Origin of the sequence: Vibrio sp. HB236076 (assembly GCF_040957575.1) — a bacterium.
Classification (GTDB): Bacteria; Pseudomonadota; Gammaproteobacteria; order Enterobacterales; family Vibrionaceae; genus Vibrio.
In genome coordinates, this window is record NZ_CP162601.1 from 39,232 (window position 1) to 59,683 (window position 20,452).

Genomic DNA, 20,452 nt, shown 5'->3' on the forward strand with positions numbered 1-20,452 from the left:
GCCTAGCCGTACGAAAGCCCGCCATATCACCTTTCTTTTCAACGATTGCGCTTTGACGGCCTGTCTCAATGGGGGGCTTTTAGGGTGCAACGGTGCACTAAATTCGTTTTGGACAGCAAAAAAGCCGCGCTTGAAATACGGATACCAATTACACTAAATCGCGAGTCACCCTAGCAGGTTAAAAAACTCGATAACGTCGTTAAGAGCATCACTTGTCGAATAACAACGACGATTCTTGTTTTATTAAGTAAAGAGGTGCCTTGTTCTCAAGCTTTTTTCTGCGCTATCCTTGACCACATACCTAATCAGATTGGTACTATTTCCTCATAAATTGCGCATAAAAAACTACACTTAATATTGGGTATAATATTAAATGTCTGTTATATAATGATTTTTTGTTTTTACCCTCTCGTTTTACTTTTCTTTGTTGACTAAATATTCACTTTTCACCTCAATAAAATATGGAAAAGCGCTGAATATGGCGTTAAATGTGTTTTAAATCATTTTTTTGATGAAATAATCTGCTTTCATATTGCATTTTCATTATTTTTTTGCGAACTTGTCCGACTAGTTAATTTTGAACACCGATTTTCTTCTATCTTGTAAGAAATGGCGCATACCTTGCAGCCTTTGTCGGTTTCGTATGGATACAGATCAATGAGTGGTCTCTATGAACCATTCATTACATGGTAGTTGAGGTTTTCATGTCACTATTGGAAGTGAAGAACCTGCGCATTGAGTACCCCTCTCGTCATGGGGTACATGCTGCAGTCAAATCCTTGTCTCTTAATATCGAGCGCGGTGAAATTGTTGGCGTGGTCGGAGAGTCGGGTGCCGGTAAATCCACCGTCGGCAATGCGGTGATCGATCTCCTTAGTCCACCAGGAAAAATTGCGGGTGGCGACGTCTTTCTTGACGGTGAAAAAATATCAGGGCTAACCCCAGAAGCCATGAGACAAATTCGCGGCTCTAAGATCGGCTTCATATTCCAAGATCCCATGACCTCGCTGAATCCGTTATTTACGGTTGAGCAGCAGCTCAAAGAAACGATCCACGCCAATATGAAAGTGTCGGATCAGGAAGCGTATCAAAGAGCCTTGACCTTGATGCAGCAAGTGGGGATCCCACAGCCAGAAAATCGCCTCAAACAATACCCTCATCAATTTTCTGGCGGTATGCGCCAGCGCGTGGTTATTGCCATTGCATTGGCTGCCGAGCCGGATCTGATCATTGCCGACGAGCCAACGACTGCGCTGGATGTGTCGATTCAGGATCAAATTCTCGGCCTGATCCGCGATTTATGCGTAACTCACAACGTAGGTTGTATGTTGGTCACACACGATATGGGTGTGGTGTCGAATGTCACTGATAAAGTGGCGGTGATGTACCAAGGTGAGCTTGTGGAGTTTGGTCCGACGGCTCAGGTGTTAGGGACTCCGGCACATGAGTACACGCGCAGTTTGATTTCTGCGGTACCGCGTTCAGATCGAAAACTCGATCGCTTTCCACTTGTCACCTATATTGAAAAGGCCGAAGCGGCGCCAAACTTTGATTTAAAAACACACTGGCTAGGTCAACGAGAAAGTCAGCGTGATTACCAAGGGCCTTTGTTGAGCGTGAACAAGGTCAATCTGCGTTTTACCACCAAAGACTCGCTGTTTGCCAGTCGCCGTGAATACGTTCAAGCGTCTAACGATGTCAGCTTTGAGATTAAAGAAGGGGAAACCTTTGGCTTAGTGGGGGAGTCGGGGTCTGGTAAATCGACGATTGCTCGCGTTATTGCCGGTTTATACCCACCCAATTCCGGTCAGGTCACCTTTGAAGGCATCGACCTGACGGCGCTAAAGTCTGAAAACGAGCGCCGTCCGTTTCGCCGTCAAATGCAAATGGTGTTTCAAAACCCCTATACGTCGATGAACCCGCGTATGAAGGTGTTTGACATCATTGCAGAGCCCATTCGCTTTCACCGCTTAGCGGACAACGATGCTCAGGTGCGCAGTATCGTCAATGACTTGCTCGATTACGTGGGGTTGGGACAAAAAGCGGGGCTGAAATTTCCCCATGAGTTTTCTGGTGGTCAACGTCAGCGCATTTCGATTGCTCGTGCTTTGGCGACGCGTCCTCGTTTGTTGATTTGTGATGAGCCAACCTCGGCACTCGATGTCTCTGTACAAGCACAAATCTTGAATTTACTGAAAGATTTACAGCAAGAGTTAGATTTGACCATGCTGTTTATCAGCCACGATCTGCCGGTGATTCGCCAAATGTGCGACCGCGTGGGTGTCATGCAAAAAGGCACTTTGCTCGAGGTGGCTGAGACGGAAACGCTATTTACCTCGCCGCAACACCCTTATAGCCAGCAGTTGATTTCGTTAATGCCGGCGTTTACTGGCCTGCGCGAGGATATCGCGTAGTCTGATTTATCGGCGGTGATGGTTTGAGTCGATTGTAATATCAACCAAAAAAAGGCCTTGGAGTTTCGTCCGAGGCCACAGTGAAAGAACAACAACACAAATAGGGAATGCTTTCCCGCATAAGGAGCTATGCATGAAATTAATGAAAACCAAATTGCTCGCTGCCATGATGGCGACAGGGCTTTTCGCATCGGTTAACGCTGCCGACATCACGGTGGCTTACGATGCCGATCCTGTCTCTTTGGATATTCAAGAGCAATTGTCGGGTGCGACACTACAGGTTTCTCATATGGTGTTTGACCCTTTGGTTCGCTACACCCAAGACCTTGAGTTTGAACCGCGTTTGGCGAGCAAATGGGAGCGTGTTGATGATCATACGTTCCGTTTTCACTTGCGCGAAGGGGTGAAGTTTCACTCGGGTAACACCATGACGGCGGACGATGTCGTATGGACCTTTAACCGTCTGAAGTCATCGCCAGACTTTAAAGCCATCTTTGAACCGTTTGAGAAAATGGTCAAAGTTGACGACAACACCGTCGACATTGTGTCTAAGGGTACTTACCCATTGGTTTTGCAAACCGCGACCTACATTTTCCCAATGGACAGCAAATTTTACACCGGTCAAACCGATGAGGGTAAAGACAAAGGTGAGATTGTTAAGCACGGTAATTCTTACGCTTCAACCAATGCATCAGGTACGGGGCCTTTCACCATTACTTCTCGTGAGCAAGGCGTAAAAACCGAATTTAAGCGCTTTGCCGACTACTGGGATAAAGACAGCAAGGGCAATGTTGATCATCTGACGTTGGTGCCAATCAAAGAAAATGCGACTCGCGTTGCCGCGTTGCTTTCAGGTGATGTGGATATGATTGCCCCCGTCGCGCCTAACGATCTCAAGCGTGTAGACAGCGCTGACGGCGTTGATTTGGTGACCTTGCCTGGTACGCGCATCATTGAGTTCCAACTCAACCAAAATGCCAACCCTGCACTGAAAGACGTGCGCGTGCGTCAAGCGATCGTGTATGCGATCAACAACGAAGGGATTGCCAAGAAAATCATGCGCGGTTTTGCCACAGCGGCAGCGCAACAAAGCCCAACCGGTTATGCCGGTCACAACCCAGAGCTCAAGCCGCGCTTCGACCTAGACAAAGCGAAGGCGCTGATGAAAGAAGCGGGTTATGAAGACGGTTTGGAGTTGAGCATGATTGCGCCGAACAACCGTTATGTCAACGATGCCAAAATTGCTCAAGCGGCGGCGAGTATGCTGGCTAAAATCGGTATCAAAGTCGATTTGAAAACCATGCCAAAAGCCCAATACTGGCCAGAGTTTGATAAGTGTGCCGCGGATATGCTGATGATTGGTTGGCACGCCGATACGGAAGATTCGGCCAACTTCACTGAATTTTTGGCGATGACACGCAACGAAGAAACCGGTCAAGGTCAGTACAACTGTGGTCACTACTCGAATCCGGAAGTTGACAAGTTAGTGATGGATGCCAACGTGGAAACCGATCCTGCAAAACGCGCTGTGTTACTGCAAAAAGTCGAAACTACGTTGTACAACGACGCGGCCTTTGTTCCGCTGCATTGGCAAAACCTGGCTTGGGGTGCGAAGTCTAACGTCGACATCAAGCCGATTGTTAACCCAATGAACTTCCCTTACTTAGGCGATCTTGTCGTTACCGAATAACCACTTATAGTCCGATTAAAGCGCATTACAGTGTCAGCCTGTGATGCGCTTATTTCACTTGCTGACATACCCAATCTGCTTTGGCAGACAATTCAAGGAAAGGAAGGGGCAGGAAATGTTTTCATTTCTGATTCAACGCCTATTTCAGGCACTGATAGTGATGTTTGTGATCAGTCTGGTGGCGTTTGCCATTCAAGATAATTTAGGTGACCCGTTACGCGAACTGGTTGGCCAATCGGTTTCCGATGCTGAGCGACAAGCATTGAGAGACGAACTCGGGCTTAACGATCCTTTTATCGTTAAGTACCAACGCTTTATTACTGCCGCGGTGCAAGGGGATTTAGGCACATCTTATTTCTTTAAGCGCCCAGCACTCGATGTCATTCTCGATAAAATGGTCGCGACACTGGAGTTGGTGTTTGGGGCGACCCTGTTAATTATCGCTCTGTCGATTCCCCTAGGCGTGTATTCGGCCATTCACCCTAAAAGTTGGTGGACCAAAGTCATCATGGCCTTTAGTAGTGTCGGCATTTCTATCCCCGTTTTCTTGACCGCCATTTTGTTGATGTACGTCTTTTCGATTTCTTTGGGATGGTTGCCTTCCTATGGACGGGGTGAGACGTCCGATATCTTGGGGTGGGACTCAGGCTTGTTTACGATCGATGGTTTGTTGCATCTTATTTTGCCTTGTATTTCATTGGCTTCCATTATGTTGCCGCTTTTCATTCGCTTGGTGCGCTCCGAAATGCTCGAAGTGTTGGGCTCAGAGTACATTAAGTTTGCCAAGGCGAAAGGCTTAGCCCTGAATAAAATTTATTACCAACACGCGCTAAAAAACACCATGCTACCGGTACTGACGGTAGGGGGAGTACAAATTGGCACCATGGTCGCCTACACGATTTTGACCGAAACCGTGTTCCAGTGGCCGGGGATGGGCTTTTTATTCCTCGAAGCAATAAACCGCGTTGATACACCGTTAATTACCGCTTATGTCATTTTTGTTGGCTTGATCTTTGTCGTGACCAACACGGTGGTTGATTTGTTGTACGGCTTGATTAACCCAACGGTTAACTTGACCGGTAAAGGAGCATAACCATGACGACGTCTCATTCTCAAGCCTCTCGTTGGCAGCGTTTTCGTCAATCCGACATCGTTTACTACTTTTTAAAAGACAAGGTCGCCATGACCAGCTTTGTCATTTTTGTTTTCATGCTGTTGGTGGCGTTTGCCGCCCCGGTGATCGCACCGAGCAACCCGTATGATTTGGCCAGCATCGATATCATGAATTCAGAGCTGACTCCAGCGTGGATGGACGGTGGTGAAAGCCAGTTCTTGCTGGGGACGGATGACCAAGGCCGCGATATTTTATCGACCATTCTCTACGGTGCTCGCCTATCACTCACCATTGGCTTTCTCGCGGTGGGTTTGCAACTGATACTCGGTATTGTCGTCGGCTTGTGTGCCGGCTACTTTGGCGGTCGTATTGACAGCTTTTTGATGCGTTGTGCGGATATTCAATTGTCTTTTTCAACCATGATGGTGGCGATTATCGTCTCGGCGATTTTCAAAGCCAGCTTTGGCAGTGATTTTTATAGCCAGTATGCGGTGTTGATGCTGGTAGTGATCATCGGTATTGCTGAGTGGCCACAATACGCACGTACGGTACGTGCGTCTGTTTTGGCAGAAAAAGAAAAAGAATACGTGGAAGCGTCTCGTGTGATGGGCCTTAAAGCACCGCGCATTATGTTTCGCCACATTTTGCCAAACTGCTTGTCGCCCATTTTGGTGATTTCAACGGTGCAAGTGGCCAATGCCATTATGTCGGAAGCCGCGTTGTCCTTCTTAGGACTTGGTTTGCCGGTCGATCAGCCGTCGTTGGGCTCATTAATCAGTATCGGGTTTAACTATATCTTTTCTGGCTCTTGGTGGATTACCGCGTTTCCCGGGTTAGTACTGGTCACCTTGGTGCTGGTGATCAACTTGCTGGGCGATTGGTTGCGCGATGTCTTCAACCCGAAAATTTATAAAGGTTAATGCAAATGTGCGATCCACTGGATTGATTTGCCTTTAAAAATCTCATTAAACTAAGAGCGGCTTAACAAAGCGGCTCTTTTTTTGCTTAATGAAACCTGTGGTCTATGTTTATAACAGTCTAACTCAAGCTGTTCCGGTATCAGTTTGAGCCCCATACTGAATGCGTTTGGTATGAGTTGTGTCTGATGCCATCAGGGTATCGACGAAGACAATCACTTTATACGATGATGAGACGTGCTTATGGAGATTAACAAGGCATCTAAAGGCAAGGCTTGGCCTTTAATTGGCCTTCAAATGAGTATTTTGGCGTTGCCTTTTTCTTTTGTCGCCCCAGTGATGGCCGAGAGTGACAATTTTTTGTGTGATGCGCGGCAAAGTCGTGCCAATGCGTTGCCACTGTTAGAGTCGAATTGCCCGATTGGCAAAGGCTTGTGGGGCAAAAAGTCGCCGTCGGATAAAAAACAAAACTTTTGGATTCAGTGTGGTTTACTGGCCAAGCCACTGACTGTGCAACAAGCAAAACCAATCCAACAAAAGATTCGCGCCCATGTTTTACTCAAGCCCGAAGGCCGTCAATATCGTTGCTTGATTGGGCCTTATTCGAATTTCACCAATGCCAGCCAAGATCTTAAGCGCGTGAAAACATTGGCAGATTATCGCCAAGCCTTTATTCGGGTGGTGACGATTGGTGAGCCAGATCAGACCACGGCGCCAAGGGTGCCTTCTAACTCAAAGCCGGTTGTCCGCAATGCGGTCACCCAGTCTACTGCGCCGGTGAAAAAGGCCCCTCAGTCTGGTGGTCAAATCATTAAAAAGCGAGCGTTGACCTTGGCAGGCCGTGAGTTTGTCGTACCTTATCTCAAAGACAATCGCCACGAATTCTATATGGAGTATGGTCAGCCTTGGAATCGCCTCGACTTTCAAGAAGCTCAGGTGGTCTGCCAACAAATGAAAATGCGTTTGGTGACTGGTGAAGAGTTTAAAACCTTACTCAGTAGCCAAGAAATGGAGCGCAAGCAGTGGCCGTTGCAGTTGCCCTATTGGGGACTGGCACGCAAAGGCTTGTTTGCCGATGGTCGAGTGACCGAGTTAAAAGGCAGTTCTATGTTGAATGTTATGTGCACCGCAAAAGCGTAAACGGATGCGAGAGACGATGAAAGAAAAAGCCCAAATCCTCAGGTGAGGGTTTGGGCTTTTGATTCGTTGCTATCTTTTACTGAGTTAAGCACTCGCTTGGAGTGTGTTCCCCAAGCGAGCCGTGAGCTATTTATTCTCTATCTCAGCGGGCTTGTTCTCAATCTCGGTTGACACGGGTTCTGCACTGGTGTCCGCTCGTTTGACTTTGAACAGCTTCATGACCATGACATAGAAGACAGGGACAAAGAAGATCGCCAGGAAGGTCGCGGCCAGCATACCACCAACAACCCCCCAACCAATGGCATTGCGGCTCACTGCGCCTGCCCCAGAGCTCAATGCCAATGGCAGAACGCCGAGGATGAATGCCATCGATGTCATGATGATCGGGCGCAAACGCATACGACAGGCTTCTACGGTGGCTTTGACCAAATCCATGCCTTCGTCGTACATGGCTTTGGCAAACTCAACGATCAAAATCGCGTTTTTCGCCGATAAGCCGATCGTGGTTAACAGGCCGACTTGGAAGTAGATGTCGTTAGAGAGCGATTTAATCGTCGCAGCGACAATCGCGCCAAAAATACCCAAAGGCACAATCAAAATCACGGAGAAAGGCACACTCCAGCTTTCGTACAGGGCGGCCAAACACAAGAAAACAATCAGCAAGGAAAGCGCGTACAAGTACACCGCTTGAGAGCCAGATTGAATTTCTTGGTAAGACGTCCCAGTCCACTGAATCTCAAAGCCAGACGGCAGCTGTTCAACCAGTTTTTGTATCTGAGCCATCGCATCACCGGTGCTGTAACCGGCACTCGCCGAGCCCTGAATGTTAACGGCTGAGCTGCCGTTATAACGCTCAAGACGCGGTGAGCCATAGGTCCAACTTGTGGTGGCAAAAGCATCAAAGGGCACCATTTCGTTATCGCTGTTGCGCACGTGCCAGAGTGACAGGTCATCTGGGTTCATTCGATAAGGCGCATCGGCTTGAACGTACACCGTTTTTACTCGGCCATCATCGATAAAGTCGTTGACGTAGCTCGAGCCTAACGCGGTTGATAAGGTGCTGTTGATATCGGCGACCGATAGACCCATTGCCATGGCTTTCTCATAGTCAATATCGATGTGGAATTGCGGTGTATCTTCCATGCCGTTCGGGCGCACCCCGGTTAAGATCGGGTCTTGGGCGGCCATACCGAGCAATTGGTTACGCGCTTGGATCAGCGCTTGGTGACCAGCGTTATTTGTATCAACCAGGTAAGCTTCAAAGCCACTGGCGGTACCTAGGCCACGAATCGCGGGTAAGTTGAAGCTGAAAATTTGAGCGCCTTTAATCTGCGCAAACGCTGGGTAAGAGCGCGCAATCACCGCATTGGCCGATAACGAGGGATCAGTACGCAAGCTCCAGTCTTTTAAACGTACAAAGGCCATACCCATGTTTTGCCCTTCACCGGCAAAGCTAAAGCCAGCAACGGTAAAGACAGAGACAACCGCTTCTTTTTCATCGTTGACAAAGTGGTCTTTGACTTGGTTGAGGATTTTGACCGTTTCTTGGCGAGTCGATCCAGAAGGCAACTGCACGATGGAGAGGAAGACGCCTTGGTCTTCTTCTGGCAAGAAACCGGTTGGGATTTTATTCCACAAGTGAGCCAAGCCTGCCAGTAAAACCGCGTAGATGATCACATAGCGGAAAGTGCGCTTGATCCCTTTAGAGACCGAACGGCTGTAGGCATGAGTGCCCTTGTCAAACGCGTTGTTAAACCAAGCAATAGGACCGCGCTTGATATGACCACCACCGGGTTTGTGCGGTTTTAAAATAGTGGCACACAAGGCCGGGGTCAGTATCAACGCCACTAAGACCGAGAGCGCCATAGACGACACAATGGTGACGGAGAACTGACGATAAATTTCACCGGCCGCGCCACCAAAGAAGGCCATCGGGACGAATACAGCACTCAGAACTAAGGCAATACCGACCAAGGCGCCAGTGATTTGGCCCATGGATTTACGGGTTGCTTCTTTTGGCCCTAAGCCTTCTTCAGCCATAACGCGTTCGACGTTTTCGACCACGACGATGGCGTCATCAACCAATAGGCCGATGGCAAGTACGAGGCCAAACATGGTTAACGTGTTGATTGAGTAGCCAAAGGCTTCCATGATCGCAAAGGTACCCAAAAGGACCACAGGCACGGCAATGGTGGGGATGATGGTGGCGCGAAAGTTTTGTAGGAACAAGAACATGACGCAGAAAACTAACACCACCGCTTCAAGTAAGGTGTGTACCACCTCCTCAATAGAAATTTTGACAAACGGGGTGGTGTCGTAAGGGTAAACAACCGACAGACCTTGAGGTAAGTCATTCTTTAAACTGTCGATTTTTGCCCGTACTGCGTTGGCGGTTTCAAGTGCATTGGCGCCCGTCGCCAGTTTAATTGCAATACCAGAGGCGTAATCGCCATTGTAGAAAGAGGCCGCGGTATAACTCTGTGCCCCCAGTTCGACTCGAGCAACGTCTTGCAGGCGGATTTGTGAGCCATCCGACGAGACTTTCAGTAAAATGTTTTGGAACTCTTTAACCGTGGTTAACCGACTTTGTGCCATGATGGTGGCATTGAGTTGTTGCCCTTCTACCGCTGGGGTTTGGCCGAGTTGGCCCACCGACACTTGGGTGTTTTGTGCGCTGATGGTAGTCGTGACATCGGATGGGGTCAAACCGTACTTGTTGAGTTTGTGTGGATCCAGCCAGATGCGCATGGCGTGCTCAGAACCAAAGACTGTCACGTCACCGACACCGGCGACCCGGCTTAGCGAGTCTTTGATGTGGGAGGACATGTAGTCAGAAATCTCAATGTTATCCATACTGTTATCTTCGGATACAAAGCCCACTACCATCAAAAAGTCACTGGACGTTTTGGCGACGGTAATGCCGGAGTTCACCACGGTATCCGGTAAGCTCGACTCCGCCAAAGAGAGTTTGTTTTGCACCTGAACTTGAGCGATGTCGGAGTCCGTTCCTGTGGCAAACGTCAAGGTGACTTGGAATGAGCCGGAAGACGAACTGGTTGACGACATGTACAAGAGGTTATCGACCCCAGTCATGTTTTGCTCAATGGTTTGAGTAACACTGTTTTCTATGGTTTGTGCTGAGGCGCCGGAATAGTTCCCAGATATCGACACCGTTGGCGGGGCAATATTAGGGTACTGTGAGACCGGCAAGTTCATGATCGACAGCACCCCTGCCAACATGATGATGATGGCAATCACCCAGGCAAACACTGGGCGATTGATAAAGAATCGAGACATAACTTAGTTTTCCTGCGTTGACTCTTCGATAAGGTTTGGAGCGACCGAGGCCCCGGCTTTAATTTTTTGCAAGCCGCTGATGACGATTTGCTCACCTGCAGTCAGGCCAGAATCGACGACCCACTGGGTACCGACGTTCGAGTTAGCCACAATCACTCTGTCTTCTACGGTATTGTCTTTCGTCACGACAAACACATGGGCTTGCCCTCGGCTGTCACGGCTGACGGCTTTCATCGGCACGGTGATCGCATCGCTGCGTTTTTCGGTCGGCACTTGGGCACGGACAAACAAGCCAGGTAACAGCGTATTGTTTGGGTTTGGCAAGATGGCGCGTACATTCACGGTTCCCGTGGTTTCATTGACGTTGACTTCGGCAAATTGCAAGGTTGCGGTTTGCTCAATAGGTGTGCCATCGTCGAGGAAAACTTTAATGCCTTTTATTTGTTGTTCTTCACCTTGCGCGGATTGGCGCAATTTAAGTAGTTGATTACTCGGTTGTGAAAGGTCGACATATAGGGGATCAAGCTGGTAAATCGTCGCTAAGCTGTCGGTTTGGTTGGCAGTGACCAGCGCGCCTTCTGTGACACTTGAGCGGCCGATACGCCCTGAAATTGGCGCTTTGATACTGGTGTAGCCCAAGTTAATTTGCGCACTGTTGACCTCGGCTTTAGCGGCTTCTACGGTGGCTAACGCCGCCTTGTAGGTCGCCTGTGCTTCGTCGTTGTCTTGTTGACTGACGGCATTGGTTTTGATCAAGCGAGCATAGCGTTTGGCATCGTATTCCGCGCTGGTTAGGTTGGCCTGAGCTTGAGCGAGCGTCGCTTTCGCGCTGGCCAGTGTGGCTTTGTAAGTGGCATCATCAAGTTGATACAGCACATCGCCTTTTTCCACCATACTGCCTTCGACAAATAAGCGCTTAAGAATGATTCCCTGAACTTGAGGACGAACTTGAGCGGTGCGGTAAGCGGTGGTTCGGCCAGGCAGGCTGCTGGTAAGAGTGAGTGGACTTTGTGTCACCTTGATGACATCAACAGGGGTTGCAGGCTGCTGTTGGCTACTGGCCGCGGCTTGGTCCGATGCCTCGGGTTGGCAACCGGTGAGCACCGCAGTGAGACCAATAGCGATGAGACTGTAGCGAAAAAAGGTGGAACCTTTTGCCATCTTGATTTACTCCTCAACAAAATCGTGGAATGTGCGCTAATTCAGGTCGATTGGTCCGAAAAAGCGATAAGTATGATCCTATCAGAATAACCTATTATAGTTTGCTCGTAGGTTAACACTGGGTTAAGCCATTATTCATCAAGGTGCGCTGGCCATCAAGGCGAAATAGCCGGTCACCTTGGCGGGGTAAAGAGGCGGAATCAGATTGGTAGACAATAAAAAAAGCTCCGCGAGTGCGGAGCTTAAGATAACGAACAGGCAAGGATTATTCGTTATTACTGGTACCGGTCCAGGTGACGGACAGGTTGACATCAGGGGTGTAACCATTGCTTGATTGGGCGCTTAAGCTATACACGGTATCGACACTGAGGTCATTGTCAATATCGAGATCCCAGGTGGCGTAAGAAACGTTATTTTCTTCATTGTCGAAACAAGCGTCTGGGTAAATTACGCTGCCAGTACCGACCAAGGTGAGGGTATCAAAGTGTTCGGTGACCATTTCACAGGTGATGTCACTGCCGTCAAGGCTATTGAATAACACATCGGCATCGTATAAACCGGAGTCTTCGCTGGAGGCTCTGAGGGCGACCGTGACGAGGACCTCGCGATAGTCATCATCGCCATTGAGGTTGAGCAACTGGGTAAATTGACGCTCGCTAGCCTCACCGTCAGATTGCACATTCAGTCGCGCTTGCGCATCGGTTTGTGACGTAAAGACGGTAAAAGTCTCTAAACCTTCATTGACGATCACCGAGCTAAGCACATACTGGCTGCCATCGTCGGTACTGGCTTTGACGGTTAAGGTCATATCACGGCTAAACTCTGTGCCATCTTCATCGGTCTCAGTAAATTCGGCCGTGATGACGTCATCAGCAAGATGGTACGTACCCATTTCGACCAGTTCGGCATTGCATTCAGTCGTGCTGGTGCCTTCGGCGTAATCCCACGTGCCGTCGCTGTTAAAGCGCAGGGCATGGCAAAGGTTGTCACTGATGTTGTCGTCATCTTCTGAAGCGACAATCGAGTACAAGGTTTGGTCAACCAGGTCATCCATGGTTTGATTGGCAGGACTGTTGCCGGCGACCCAAGCGCGATACAGGCTGATTAGTGTCTCTGCATTATCCGATTTTATCTGGAAGTAGCCATTTTCGCCATCGGCGTATTTATCGGTAATGTAAATCGAGATGTCACCAAAATCGCGGACGCGGTAGTTATTGCGAGCATAAGAGCCATCGAACGGTTCGACCAAGTTTAGGACGGTATTGCTTTCTTGAGACCAACTACCTTGGAACCCATCGACGGTGACGTCATAGCCATAGGCGTTGAGCAGGTAGGTCCCTGAAGTAGACTCGCCCGAAGTGAGGTTAAATTGAACCGTATCGAGCAGGGGCTCAAGCTCATCGCGATCGGTGCGGTCATCGGCCAAGGTATATTCAAACTCACCATCACTATGACTGATGTTTAAGAATTGCTCAAAGGCGGCCTCGCTAGAATCTAACCACAACATTTCATCATCGGCCATGACGATCAGTTGATAGTCGTTACCATCTTGATTGAGGTAGGCGACAGTGAAGGTGGTACCGTCGTCCTGAACAAGGGTGCCCTGTTCGGTAAGGGTGCCATCGACACAGTAAGCGTCGTCAAATGAGACATCTCGGCTGTCGGCACTTTTGAGCTGTGCTTGCCAAGAGGCGCTGCTGTCGCTGTCACTGATTTTGTTTTCTGATGTGACGCAAAACTCAACGTCGCCCGAGGCTAGAGTGCTAAAACGCACGTAGGCAAGCTCGTTGTCACCGGCGTTAAAAGTGCCCATTTTCCAGGTTTGGCCATTGAACATCGCCGAAGTGAAGGCCAGTGACACACTTTGATCATCACTGCTCTCATCTTCGCTGTCCTCGGTACTGTCGGTGTTGCCTGTGCTGACCGTCGCGGTAAAGGTGGCGCTGGTTTCTGCATTGACGCCATCTTCAGCGAAGAGGCTAATGGTGAGACTGCCTGCGCGGGTCGGCGTGCCGGATACGGTTAATAGCCCCTGGCTAATACTGGCAACAAGCCCACTGTCTGTGGTGTTAGCACTGTATGTGAGGGTGTCCTCATCAACAAACAAGCTTGAAATATCCACGCTGTTGGTGCTTTCTACACCGACTTGTAAAGACCAATTTGCGATGGTATCGGCAATGCTGATTTCGCTGCCTGAATCCACCGTGGGTGCGGTGTTGGCCGACGCGATATCAAACGTTACGGCAGTGGCAACGGTGCCCATGTCGGTGCCAAGGCTGTTGTAATCGTCCGCTTGAATCACAATTTGGATGTTGTTCGCGGCGGTTTGTAGGGCGTCGCTGGTCAGGGTTAGCACTTGGTCGGTGAGGGTGTAGTCAATCCCATGGCTGCTGAGAGTTGAGATCGTGGCATCAGACAGGCTAAGCGTGATGCTTTGCTGATCGGTGTCGCTCATTAGGTAGCTAAGATCAAACTCAGCGTCTAAGGTACCATTGACGGTGAGCGTTAAGCTGTCTAGCCCCGCTTGGATAATGTCGATGATGTCGCTATCAACCGTCAGTTTTGTGTTGGTCGAGGTGCTGACTTGCTGTTCATCGCCATCTGAGCTCAGCACAATTTGGTAGTTCTCATTGTCGAGATCTTCATCACTGAGTGTACCAATTTGGGTAACGAGCGTTTCAACGGTGCTGTCACTGGTTGAGACATCATTCGCCTGTGCGATGGTCAGAGACTGGGCCAATTTGTGTAAGACATTACTCGATGAGCTGTCGTTGATGTAGTCGCTGTATACGGCGTTGCTGTCTTCGGCCAGATCCAATAGGCCCTTGACCTCGTTAACCGCGTCTTCTTCGGTACTGCCTGCTGCCATTTTATCTGCGACGAGACTGGTGATCGGCGTAATGACGGAGGAAGTCGTCGGCGCGCGAAATACCACTTCGTAGGCCATGGCTTGGCCCGGGTTGTCCATATCTACCGTGTATAAGCCGGCGTATTGATCTGGGTTGAGGGTCAGTAGGGCGGCTTGATTGTCACCACCGGGGATCAGGGTTTGCACCGCGACCAAGTCCTCTGCTGACAAGCTTTGTGAGGTGGAAATCGTACCGGATTCATCGGTTAAGCCGAGAAAGGTATCGCTGGTGCTGTCCCATACGCCATCTTTATCCGTATCGATAAAGACCACGGCATTTTTTAGGTAGCCGTCAATGGCGGTAAACGTACTGGTCGACGAGCTGCTGTTGGATGAGGAGCCTGAGTCACTGCTGCCTCCGCCACCACAGCCAGAAAGGGCAATAGCGACTGACGTTGCAATAAGCGCTTTTTTCATGATGTTTTTGTTCCTTGCTTTATATTCTATTTTTTTATATCTAGCCAAAGACGTTGTGAGTGACGGTGATTTTTTATGATGACGTCGCGTCGATGTAGTGGTTATAACCAACAGATGGTTGTGGCGCTAGATACGAAGTTTGTAAAAAAGTCCGTAAATTTTTTTATTTTTTATCCGTATTAAACGTTAATAAGCGCTGTCCTCAGGTTTGTGGTAGATAAGGTTGATGCGAAAAGCCTCTAAGCGATCGCGGTATTGCACTTTGGGTTGCAGTACATAACTGTAGCGATTGCCATCGATAAACTCGGCGTAGTCATCAAAGTCGAGATCGAGAAAAATGAAATACTGGTTCCAATAAGGATGCCAAAACTCATCGCACTCTATTGCCGAATCACTGGTCGCTGAGGAAGAAATGATGGTGCCGTATTCGCCGACCCCCCCGACCTCTGAGCTTTCAAAATACGGCAGGTATTGCTCGCAATAGAGGCTGCGCTCGGCAGATTGAATGTTCATGTCTGACTCCATGGTGTACAAAGAGTCCACATAAGTATTGCCCCACAGCCGCTCCTCGGCAATGTAGTTGCCCGAGCTAGAAATAAAGTAATCGCCATTTTCGTCAAGTAAGGGATAGGGAAAAGCGGTAATGTCTGTCGATAAGCCGGTGGAGACGGTTAAACGCTGTTCCATGGCGCTTTGATCTTTGATAAAGCTGTAACTGTGATAGTTCGCGCCATCATAGGTTGAGGTGAGTACGCTTTCACCGCCATTGGCGTCGGCCTCGTATTGCCATTTTACCTGCCAGCGTTGGGAGGCAAGCCGATCGCTTTGCAGTGAGAGCTCTAGGTCGTCGGTGTCACTGACGGTGGCGCTGATGCGTTGATAACTGCCTATCGGGGCTAATTGATCGCGACTGGGGCAAGTACTTTGCGACTCGCTTTGCGCGTAATACACCACATTATTGGTCAAGAGAAAGCTCTCGCAATACACCACTTGGTATTCATAAAGCTGATTGTTAAACGTTTCACTGCTGTTGAGTCGATAGAGCACGTCGTCGATCAAAGGGTGTGCTCGCTCGCTGTCGTCATCGGAAATCGGCAGTGAAAAAGACACCTCGACCCAGGCCTCTTCTTCTACGCCGTGATAACTGTCGCGGGCGGCAAAGCTTAGCGCCGCGCTTACAGGTGCTTGCGTTGCACTGATGGCGCCTTGTATTCGCCAGCTGCCAGATTGATACAGGCGAATCCCGGTGTGGTCGGTGTGGCTTCTGAGGGTTAAAAAGTTCCCCTCTGGGTCTTCAAATAACCCTGTGGTATCGAGGCGATAGCTAAATCGGTTGCCTGGGGTGATGTCCCATTGAGCAATCTGTTTTTTCAGTTGTGCGTAGACCACCGGGTTGACCACGGGCTTGCGGTTGCCCGGTGTGGGCGTTGCTGCTTCAGGGGCAGAGGTGAACACAGTGTGCGCGCTTAGGACCTCGTTGCTGGTGCTGATCGCTTGTGCCTCTTGGTCACTTTTGGGCTCAATGGTGAATGAGGTCTCACTTGGGCTGGTTTTGACCCCGCCTTTGACGGCATCGCCAACACGGGCGTGAATCACATGAGTGACGGGCTCGCGGTGACGCCATGGCTTGTTGGCGAGCACAGACTCGGAGACAGGCCGAGTACTGGGCTTCGCTTCTAAAGTGGGGGGTGTGCTTTCACTGCGCGGCCAAAAAAGCAATGCAGAGAGGCCAACCAAAACTAAGAGCACTGCGTGTTTCGGCGACATTAATTGGCGACCTTACTGGCTAACCAAGAGCGCGAAAACTTGAGATCTTTTTCGATTAAACTGCAACTGCACTCGAGTAGTTGGCTGATTTCTTGATTTTTCATGCCGATTAAATATTTTAATTTAAAGGCGTCGGATTGACGGGGGTAATGATCGCTAAAGTGTTCAAGCACTTGATTCACACTGAGTAACGCATCGATCTTATTGTCGTGTAGATCGTAGCTCGGCGTATTGTGTTGGCGTTTTTGCGCTTGGGTGCTTCTGGCGTGATCGATTAATATCTGTTGCATGACTTTGGCCGCCATCAATAAAAACTCACGAGTGCTGGCGATGCTGTGGCGGTCCATCGTCGACATGCGCAGGTAAGCATCGTGGATAAGGGCCGTAGTATTGTTGATGCTGTCGCTTAACACTTGATTGCTAAAACCAAACTTTTGTCCGCTTTTCTGACGGGCATTTTGCGCCAGTTCACGCAATTTTAGGTAAGTGAATTGGTACAGTTCGCTTTCTGCTTGTTTGTCGCCATGTTGCCATTTAACTATGATCTCGGTGAGGGCACAGGGTTTGTCTTGCTCCATGATAGGCTCCAAATTCAATCCATTTTTCCGTGTTATCGAATGTCAATCTAACCAATTGACAGGTCATCGGGTGGTGTCAAACTCCTCGACAACCGCGTTAAGAAAATCACTGCTCAGTGAGCTTAACCAATTGCGATATGGCCAAGGTGTCCAATTGTGGATAGCCTTTGGCTTGATGTTGTAAACGCATTTGGTAGCGATACAAAATGCCTTTCTGCCACAAGGGGCCGTTGGGCAAATACTCCCAGCGGGTAAAGTGGTCGACTCGGTCGGGCGTGCGCCAACGCACCTGGGTATTCATTTGCGCCAGTAAAGGCCAGGCGTCATCGTCGCGGTTGTCTAGCCACCACATATCTTTAAATTCATGGGTTACGTCATGGGAATAATGAGCGGTTTGGGTACTGCAACGGCCCTGTTGCGGCGGTGTCTCTGAGCGAAATACGCGCGTGTCGGTGATGCGCAGGCAGCGCTCGCTGTTCTGGTGATTGGCGTAATGGTTTTCACGCCAAATGCCTTGATAGCGAATGCGTTGCGCTTTGGCCGTTGGGTACACAAAGCGAATCGTCTGTTCTTGATTGTCGTGAGCGAGCTTGGGGTGAGCGCCCAGGCCTTGAATTTTCTGCATCGATATTTGGGTTTGCGGATCAAAGCTCATGGCAAAGGTGCGATAGTTCCAGTCGTCATCGTCTTGGCGATCTTCAATCGAAAAGCCATTCAAGTCATTGTGGGTACACCCTTGCAGTGCACAGCCAATCACACCAGGGACGCCCTTTAGTTCATTCACATCAATATGTTGGGTTGTGGCGGGTTGAGGTTGTAGGTGACAATGGCTAAAGCGATCCCCGGTTGATGATTTAACGGTGACGCGATCCGAACGGACGGTGAACTCTTGCACTGCGATCGGCGGGGAAAAGGGGCGGCGATGGCGAAAATCCAAATTAAAGGTGCAAATGTTACCTTCGATGTCTTTTTGACGAATCATCACCTCGGTCATTGGCTGATCAAACGGCTCGAAGATAACCTTGGGGGAAGTAAAGCGCTCTTGAATGTACTGCTGACTGTTGACTAAGTGTGCGAGCGCTTCTTGTCCGGAAACCAGCTCTTTAGCCAGAGGTAACAAGGCTTGATCTAAGTAGCTAAAGTCCACGTTGCGCAATGTATCTAGCCAAGGCTCGAGTACACTTGTTGATGTGTCGACAACGATGTGATCACGCTCTTTTGGCTGGTTATCTAATGACATCAACAAGCGCGTAAGATTAACGCTATGGGTGGTTTGCGTGCTGATTTGGAGGGGGGTGATCACTGGTTTGGCCGAGGTGCTGGCCAAGAGGATTCCCTCTTGGCGGTTGCCCAAGAAAAAATCGACCGTATCCCCTTCTCGATAGGAAAAGCCGCCCTTATCGGTCACGCCAGAGAGCCCCGAAGAGGTGTAGTAGTAAAGCCCGGTTACCGGCGCATCAATAAAATAGCCGACTTGTGGCGTGGCCTTATTCGCCGACACCGCGTTAGGCAGTAGAGCGAGTAAGGCGAATAATATGAGTGTGTAGTGCATCAATCTTGAGAACCTTGTGAAGAAGAGCCGAAATAGTGTTTTTTGGGGATCGGGGTCATCATGGCAAACAGCATTTTTTGTTTGAGTTCGTCAGGTAAGTCTGGGCTGGCCAAAATACGCCGTCGGGTGACATCTAACATCGATTCAAAAGAGCGTTCGTCGATATTTTTACTGTGGTACAGCAAGCTGGTGACTTCAAACATCATGTCTTCGGCGATGACTTTCTCCTGTTTTAACTGCGCATTGGCCTTGATAATCGCGTTGGTAAAGACGGTGGCACAAAGCAGTAAAGCGAAGGCTAAACCACACGTGACTGGGCGGCGGCGCAGCAAAAGGATTAATCGATAAGTGGGTTGATTGCGCAGTGAAATCGGCCGGCGGGTGAGCAGGTGTTGGATGTCTTGGCGCAATGCCGCCATGGATGGATAGCGCGCTTCACTCTGCTGTTGTGTGGCTTTGTTTATGATCAAGGCCAGGTCTTTGCTGATGGTATAACGAGGTTGGGTACGCGATAAGGTCTTAAAGATCACCGCCATAATTTTTCCCAGTGAGAACACGTCGCTTTGCGCGGTTAAGTAATCGCCTTGGCACTGCTCTGGACTGGCAAATTCGCGGTGACAGGCCACGATAAAATCAGGGCTTTGCGAGGCTTTATCACGGACTTTTTGAGTAATGTTAAAGTCGATCAGTTTTGGGTTGCCATCGCGGTCAATCAAAATATTGTCGGGTTTTAAATCGGCGTGCAAAATGTGTTTTTGGTGCGCGTGCTCTAGTGCAAGGGCCACTTTTTCTACCAAACGTAATACTTCTTTTTGTTCTAAGGGTGTTGATTTTAGATACTGGCTTAATGTTTGGCCTTCCACTTTTTCCATCGCGATATACACCATGTCTTGGTACAGGCCGCCATCAAAGACTTTGGCAATATAGGGATGATTTAAGTGAGCGAGAATTTGCGCTTCATGAAACAGGGTTTGTTGGCCAAGGATCGACGAGGTAGAGGGTTGAATGAATTTAATCGCGAGATCTTGTTCGAAGGTATCATCGGCGCGCTTGGCGCAATACACCACGCCCATGCCACCTCGGCCGATCTCTTCTTGTAAGGAATATCTGCCAATATTGACACCGGTGAGTGATAAAGACGGCTGATCTAGGTGTTGTGCATGATGCGCAAAGAGTTCGGTGTAGGCTTCATCCTCACCGCTATCGAGCCATTGTTTGACTTGATGATAGAGTGCTGGCTGGTCTTTGGCTAATGCGTCGAGCTGCGCTTTTTGCTGCGCACGGCTAAGGTCGAGTAAGTGATAATACACCGCCGTAGCCCCGGTTGTTTTTACTGACAATTGATTTGTGTTACTGACTTTTTATTCAGTTTTATTGTTTGTATTTATTATATTTTTAATATTAATTTTTTTGTTTGTAAATATTTATTTTTTATTTGTCGGCGCTTTTTTTGTTGTCATTTTTTGTTGTCATTCACACCGCCGAGATTCTGGGGGA

Annotated in this window: 12 protein-coding genes; 5 read left to right on the forward strand and 7 right to left on the reverse strand. The window is 49.2% G+C overall.

Going from position 1 to position 20,452, the window contains the following annotated elements:
- The first annotated feature begins 704 nt into the window (after positions 1-704).
- The 5 genes from AB0763_RS00200 to AB0763_RS00220 all read left to right on the forward strand — a co-directional run bounded on the left by AB0763_RS00200 (position 705) and on the right by AB0763_RS00220 (position 7,275).
- Positions 705-2,414: an ABC transporter ATP-binding protein gene (locus AB0763_RS00200; protein ID WP_306101770.1), complete on the forward strand. Its 1,710-nt coding sequence runs from the start codon at positions 705-707 to the stop codon at positions 2,412-2,414.
- A gap of 133 nt (positions 2,415-2,547) precedes the next feature.
- Positions 2,548-4,104, forward strand: coding sequence for an ABC transporter substrate-binding protein (locus AB0763_RS00205; protein ID WP_306101771.1), 1,557 nt, complete (start codon positions 2,548-2,550; stop codon positions 4,102-4,104).
- Positions 4,105-4,219: 115 nt separating this feature from the next.
- On the forward strand, positions 4,220-5,197 hold the full coding sequence (locus tag AB0763_RS00210) for an ABC transporter permease (protein ID WP_306101772.1): 978 nt from the start codon (positions 4,220-4,222) through the stop codon (positions 5,195-5,197).
- 2 nt (positions 5,198-5,199) lie between these two features.
- Positions 5,200-6,138, forward strand: coding sequence for an ABC transporter permease (locus AB0763_RS00215; RefSeq protein WP_306101773.1), 939 nt, complete (start codon positions 5,200-5,202; stop codon positions 6,136-6,138).
- 240 nt (positions 6,139-6,378) lie between these two features.
- Complete coding sequence (locus tag AB0763_RS00220; RefSeq protein WP_306101774.1) at positions 6,379-7,275, forward strand: SPOR domain-containing protein; 897 nt, start codon at positions 6,379-6,381, stop codon at positions 7,273-7,275.
- A 126-nt stretch (positions 7,276-7,401) separates the two neighbouring features.
- Here the strand turns inward: AB0763_RS00220 and AB0763_RS00225 are convergent, their stop codons facing one another.
- The 7 genes from AB0763_RS00225 to AB0763_RS00255 all read right to left on the reverse strand — a co-directional run bounded on the left by AB0763_RS00225 (position 7,402) and on the right by AB0763_RS00255 (position 20,295).
- Positions 7,402-10,572 carry an efflux RND transporter permease subunit gene (locus tag AB0763_RS00225; protein ID WP_306101775.1) on the reverse strand — a complete coding sequence of 1,057 codons (3,171 nt, stop codon included), beginning with the start codon at positions 10,570-10,572 and terminating at the stop codon, positions 7,402-7,404.
- 3 nt (positions 10,573-10,575) lie between these two features.
- Complete coding sequence (locus AB0763_RS00230) at positions 10,576-11,733, reverse strand: efflux RND transporter periplasmic adaptor subunit (protein ID WP_306101776.1); 1,158 nt, start codon at positions 11,731-11,733, stop codon at positions 10,576-10,578.
- 265 nt (positions 11,734-11,998) lie between these two features.
- Positions 11,999-15,058, reverse strand: coding sequence for a hypothetical protein (locus AB0763_RS00235; RefSeq protein WP_306101777.1), 3,060 nt, complete (start codon positions 15,056-15,058; stop codon positions 11,999-12,001).
- 186 nt (positions 15,059-15,244) lie between these two features.
- Entirely contained in the window at positions 15,245-16,825 is a 1,581-nt protein-coding gene (locus tag AB0763_RS00240) for a hypothetical protein (RefSeq protein WP_306101778.1), read from the reverse strand.
- The gene (locus tag AB0763_RS00245) at positions 16,825-17,403 is read right to left on the reverse strand and encodes an ECF-type sigma factor (RefSeq protein ID WP_306101779.1); all 579 of its coding nucleotides are present in this window, start codon (positions 17,401-17,403) and stop codon (positions 16,825-16,827) included. Before AB0763_RS00245 ends, AB0763_RS00240 begins: the two co-directional genes overlap by 1 nt.
- Before the next feature lie 106 nt (positions 17,404-17,509).
- On the reverse strand, positions 17,510-18,955 hold the full coding sequence (locus AB0763_RS00250) for a chromosome partitioning protein ParA (RefSeq protein WP_306101780.1): 1,446 nt from the start codon (positions 18,953-18,955) through the stop codon (positions 17,510-17,512).
- On the reverse strand, positions 18,955-20,295 hold the full coding sequence (locus tag AB0763_RS00255) for a serine/threonine-protein kinase (RefSeq protein ID WP_306101781.1): 1,341 nt from the start codon (positions 20,293-20,295) through the stop codon (positions 18,955-18,957). Before AB0763_RS00255 ends, AB0763_RS00250 begins: the two co-directional genes overlap by 1 nt.
- Positions 20,296-20,452: the final 157 nt, after the last annotated feature.

What these genes read in the sequence shown, in the direction of transcription:
- AB0763_RS00200 (WP_306101770.1), top strand. Translation starts at nt 705, where the DNA reads ATGTCACTATTGGAAGTGAAGAACCTGCGCATTGAGTACCCCTCTCGT.
- AB0763_RS00205 (WP_306101771.1), top strand. Translation starts at nt 2,548, where the DNA reads ATGAAATTAATGAAAACCAAATTGCTCGCTGCCATGATGGCGACAGGG.
- AB0763_RS00210 (WP_306101772.1), top strand. Translation starts at nt 4,220, where the DNA reads ATGTTTTCATTTCTGATTCAACGCCTATTTCAGGCACTGATAGTGATG.
- AB0763_RS00215 (WP_306101773.1), top strand. Translation starts at nt 5,200, where the DNA reads ATGACGACGTCTCATTCTCAAGCCTCTCGTTGGCAGCGTTTTCGTCAA.
- AB0763_RS00220 (WP_306101774.1), top strand. Translation starts at nt 6,379, where the DNA reads ATGGAGATTAACAAGGCATCTAAAGGCAAGGCTTGGCCTTTAATTGGC.
- AB0763_RS00225 (WP_306101775.1), bottom strand. Translation starts at nt 10,572, where the DNA reads ATGTCTCGATTCTTTATCAATCGCCCAGTGTTTGCCTGGGTGATTGCC.
- AB0763_RS00230 (WP_306101776.1), bottom strand. Translation starts at nt 11,733, where the DNA reads ATGGCAAAAGGTTCCACCTTTTTTCGCTACAGTCTCATCGCTATTGGT.
- AB0763_RS00235 (WP_306101777.1), bottom strand. Translation starts at nt 15,058, where the DNA reads ATGAAAAAAGCGCTTATTGCAACGTCAGTCGCTATTGCCCTTTCTGGC.
- AB0763_RS00240 (WP_306101778.1), bottom strand. Translation starts at nt 16,825, where the DNA reads ATGTCGCCGAAACACGCAGTGCTCTTAGTTTTGGTTGGCCTCTCTGCA.
- AB0763_RS00245 (WP_306101779.1), bottom strand. Translation starts at nt 17,403, where the DNA reads ATGGAGCAAGACAAACCCTGTGCCCTCACCGAGATCATAGTTAAATGG.
- AB0763_RS00250 (WP_306101780.1), bottom strand. Translation starts at nt 18,955, where the DNA reads ATGCACTACACACTCATATTATTCGCCTTACTCGCTCTACTGCCTAAC.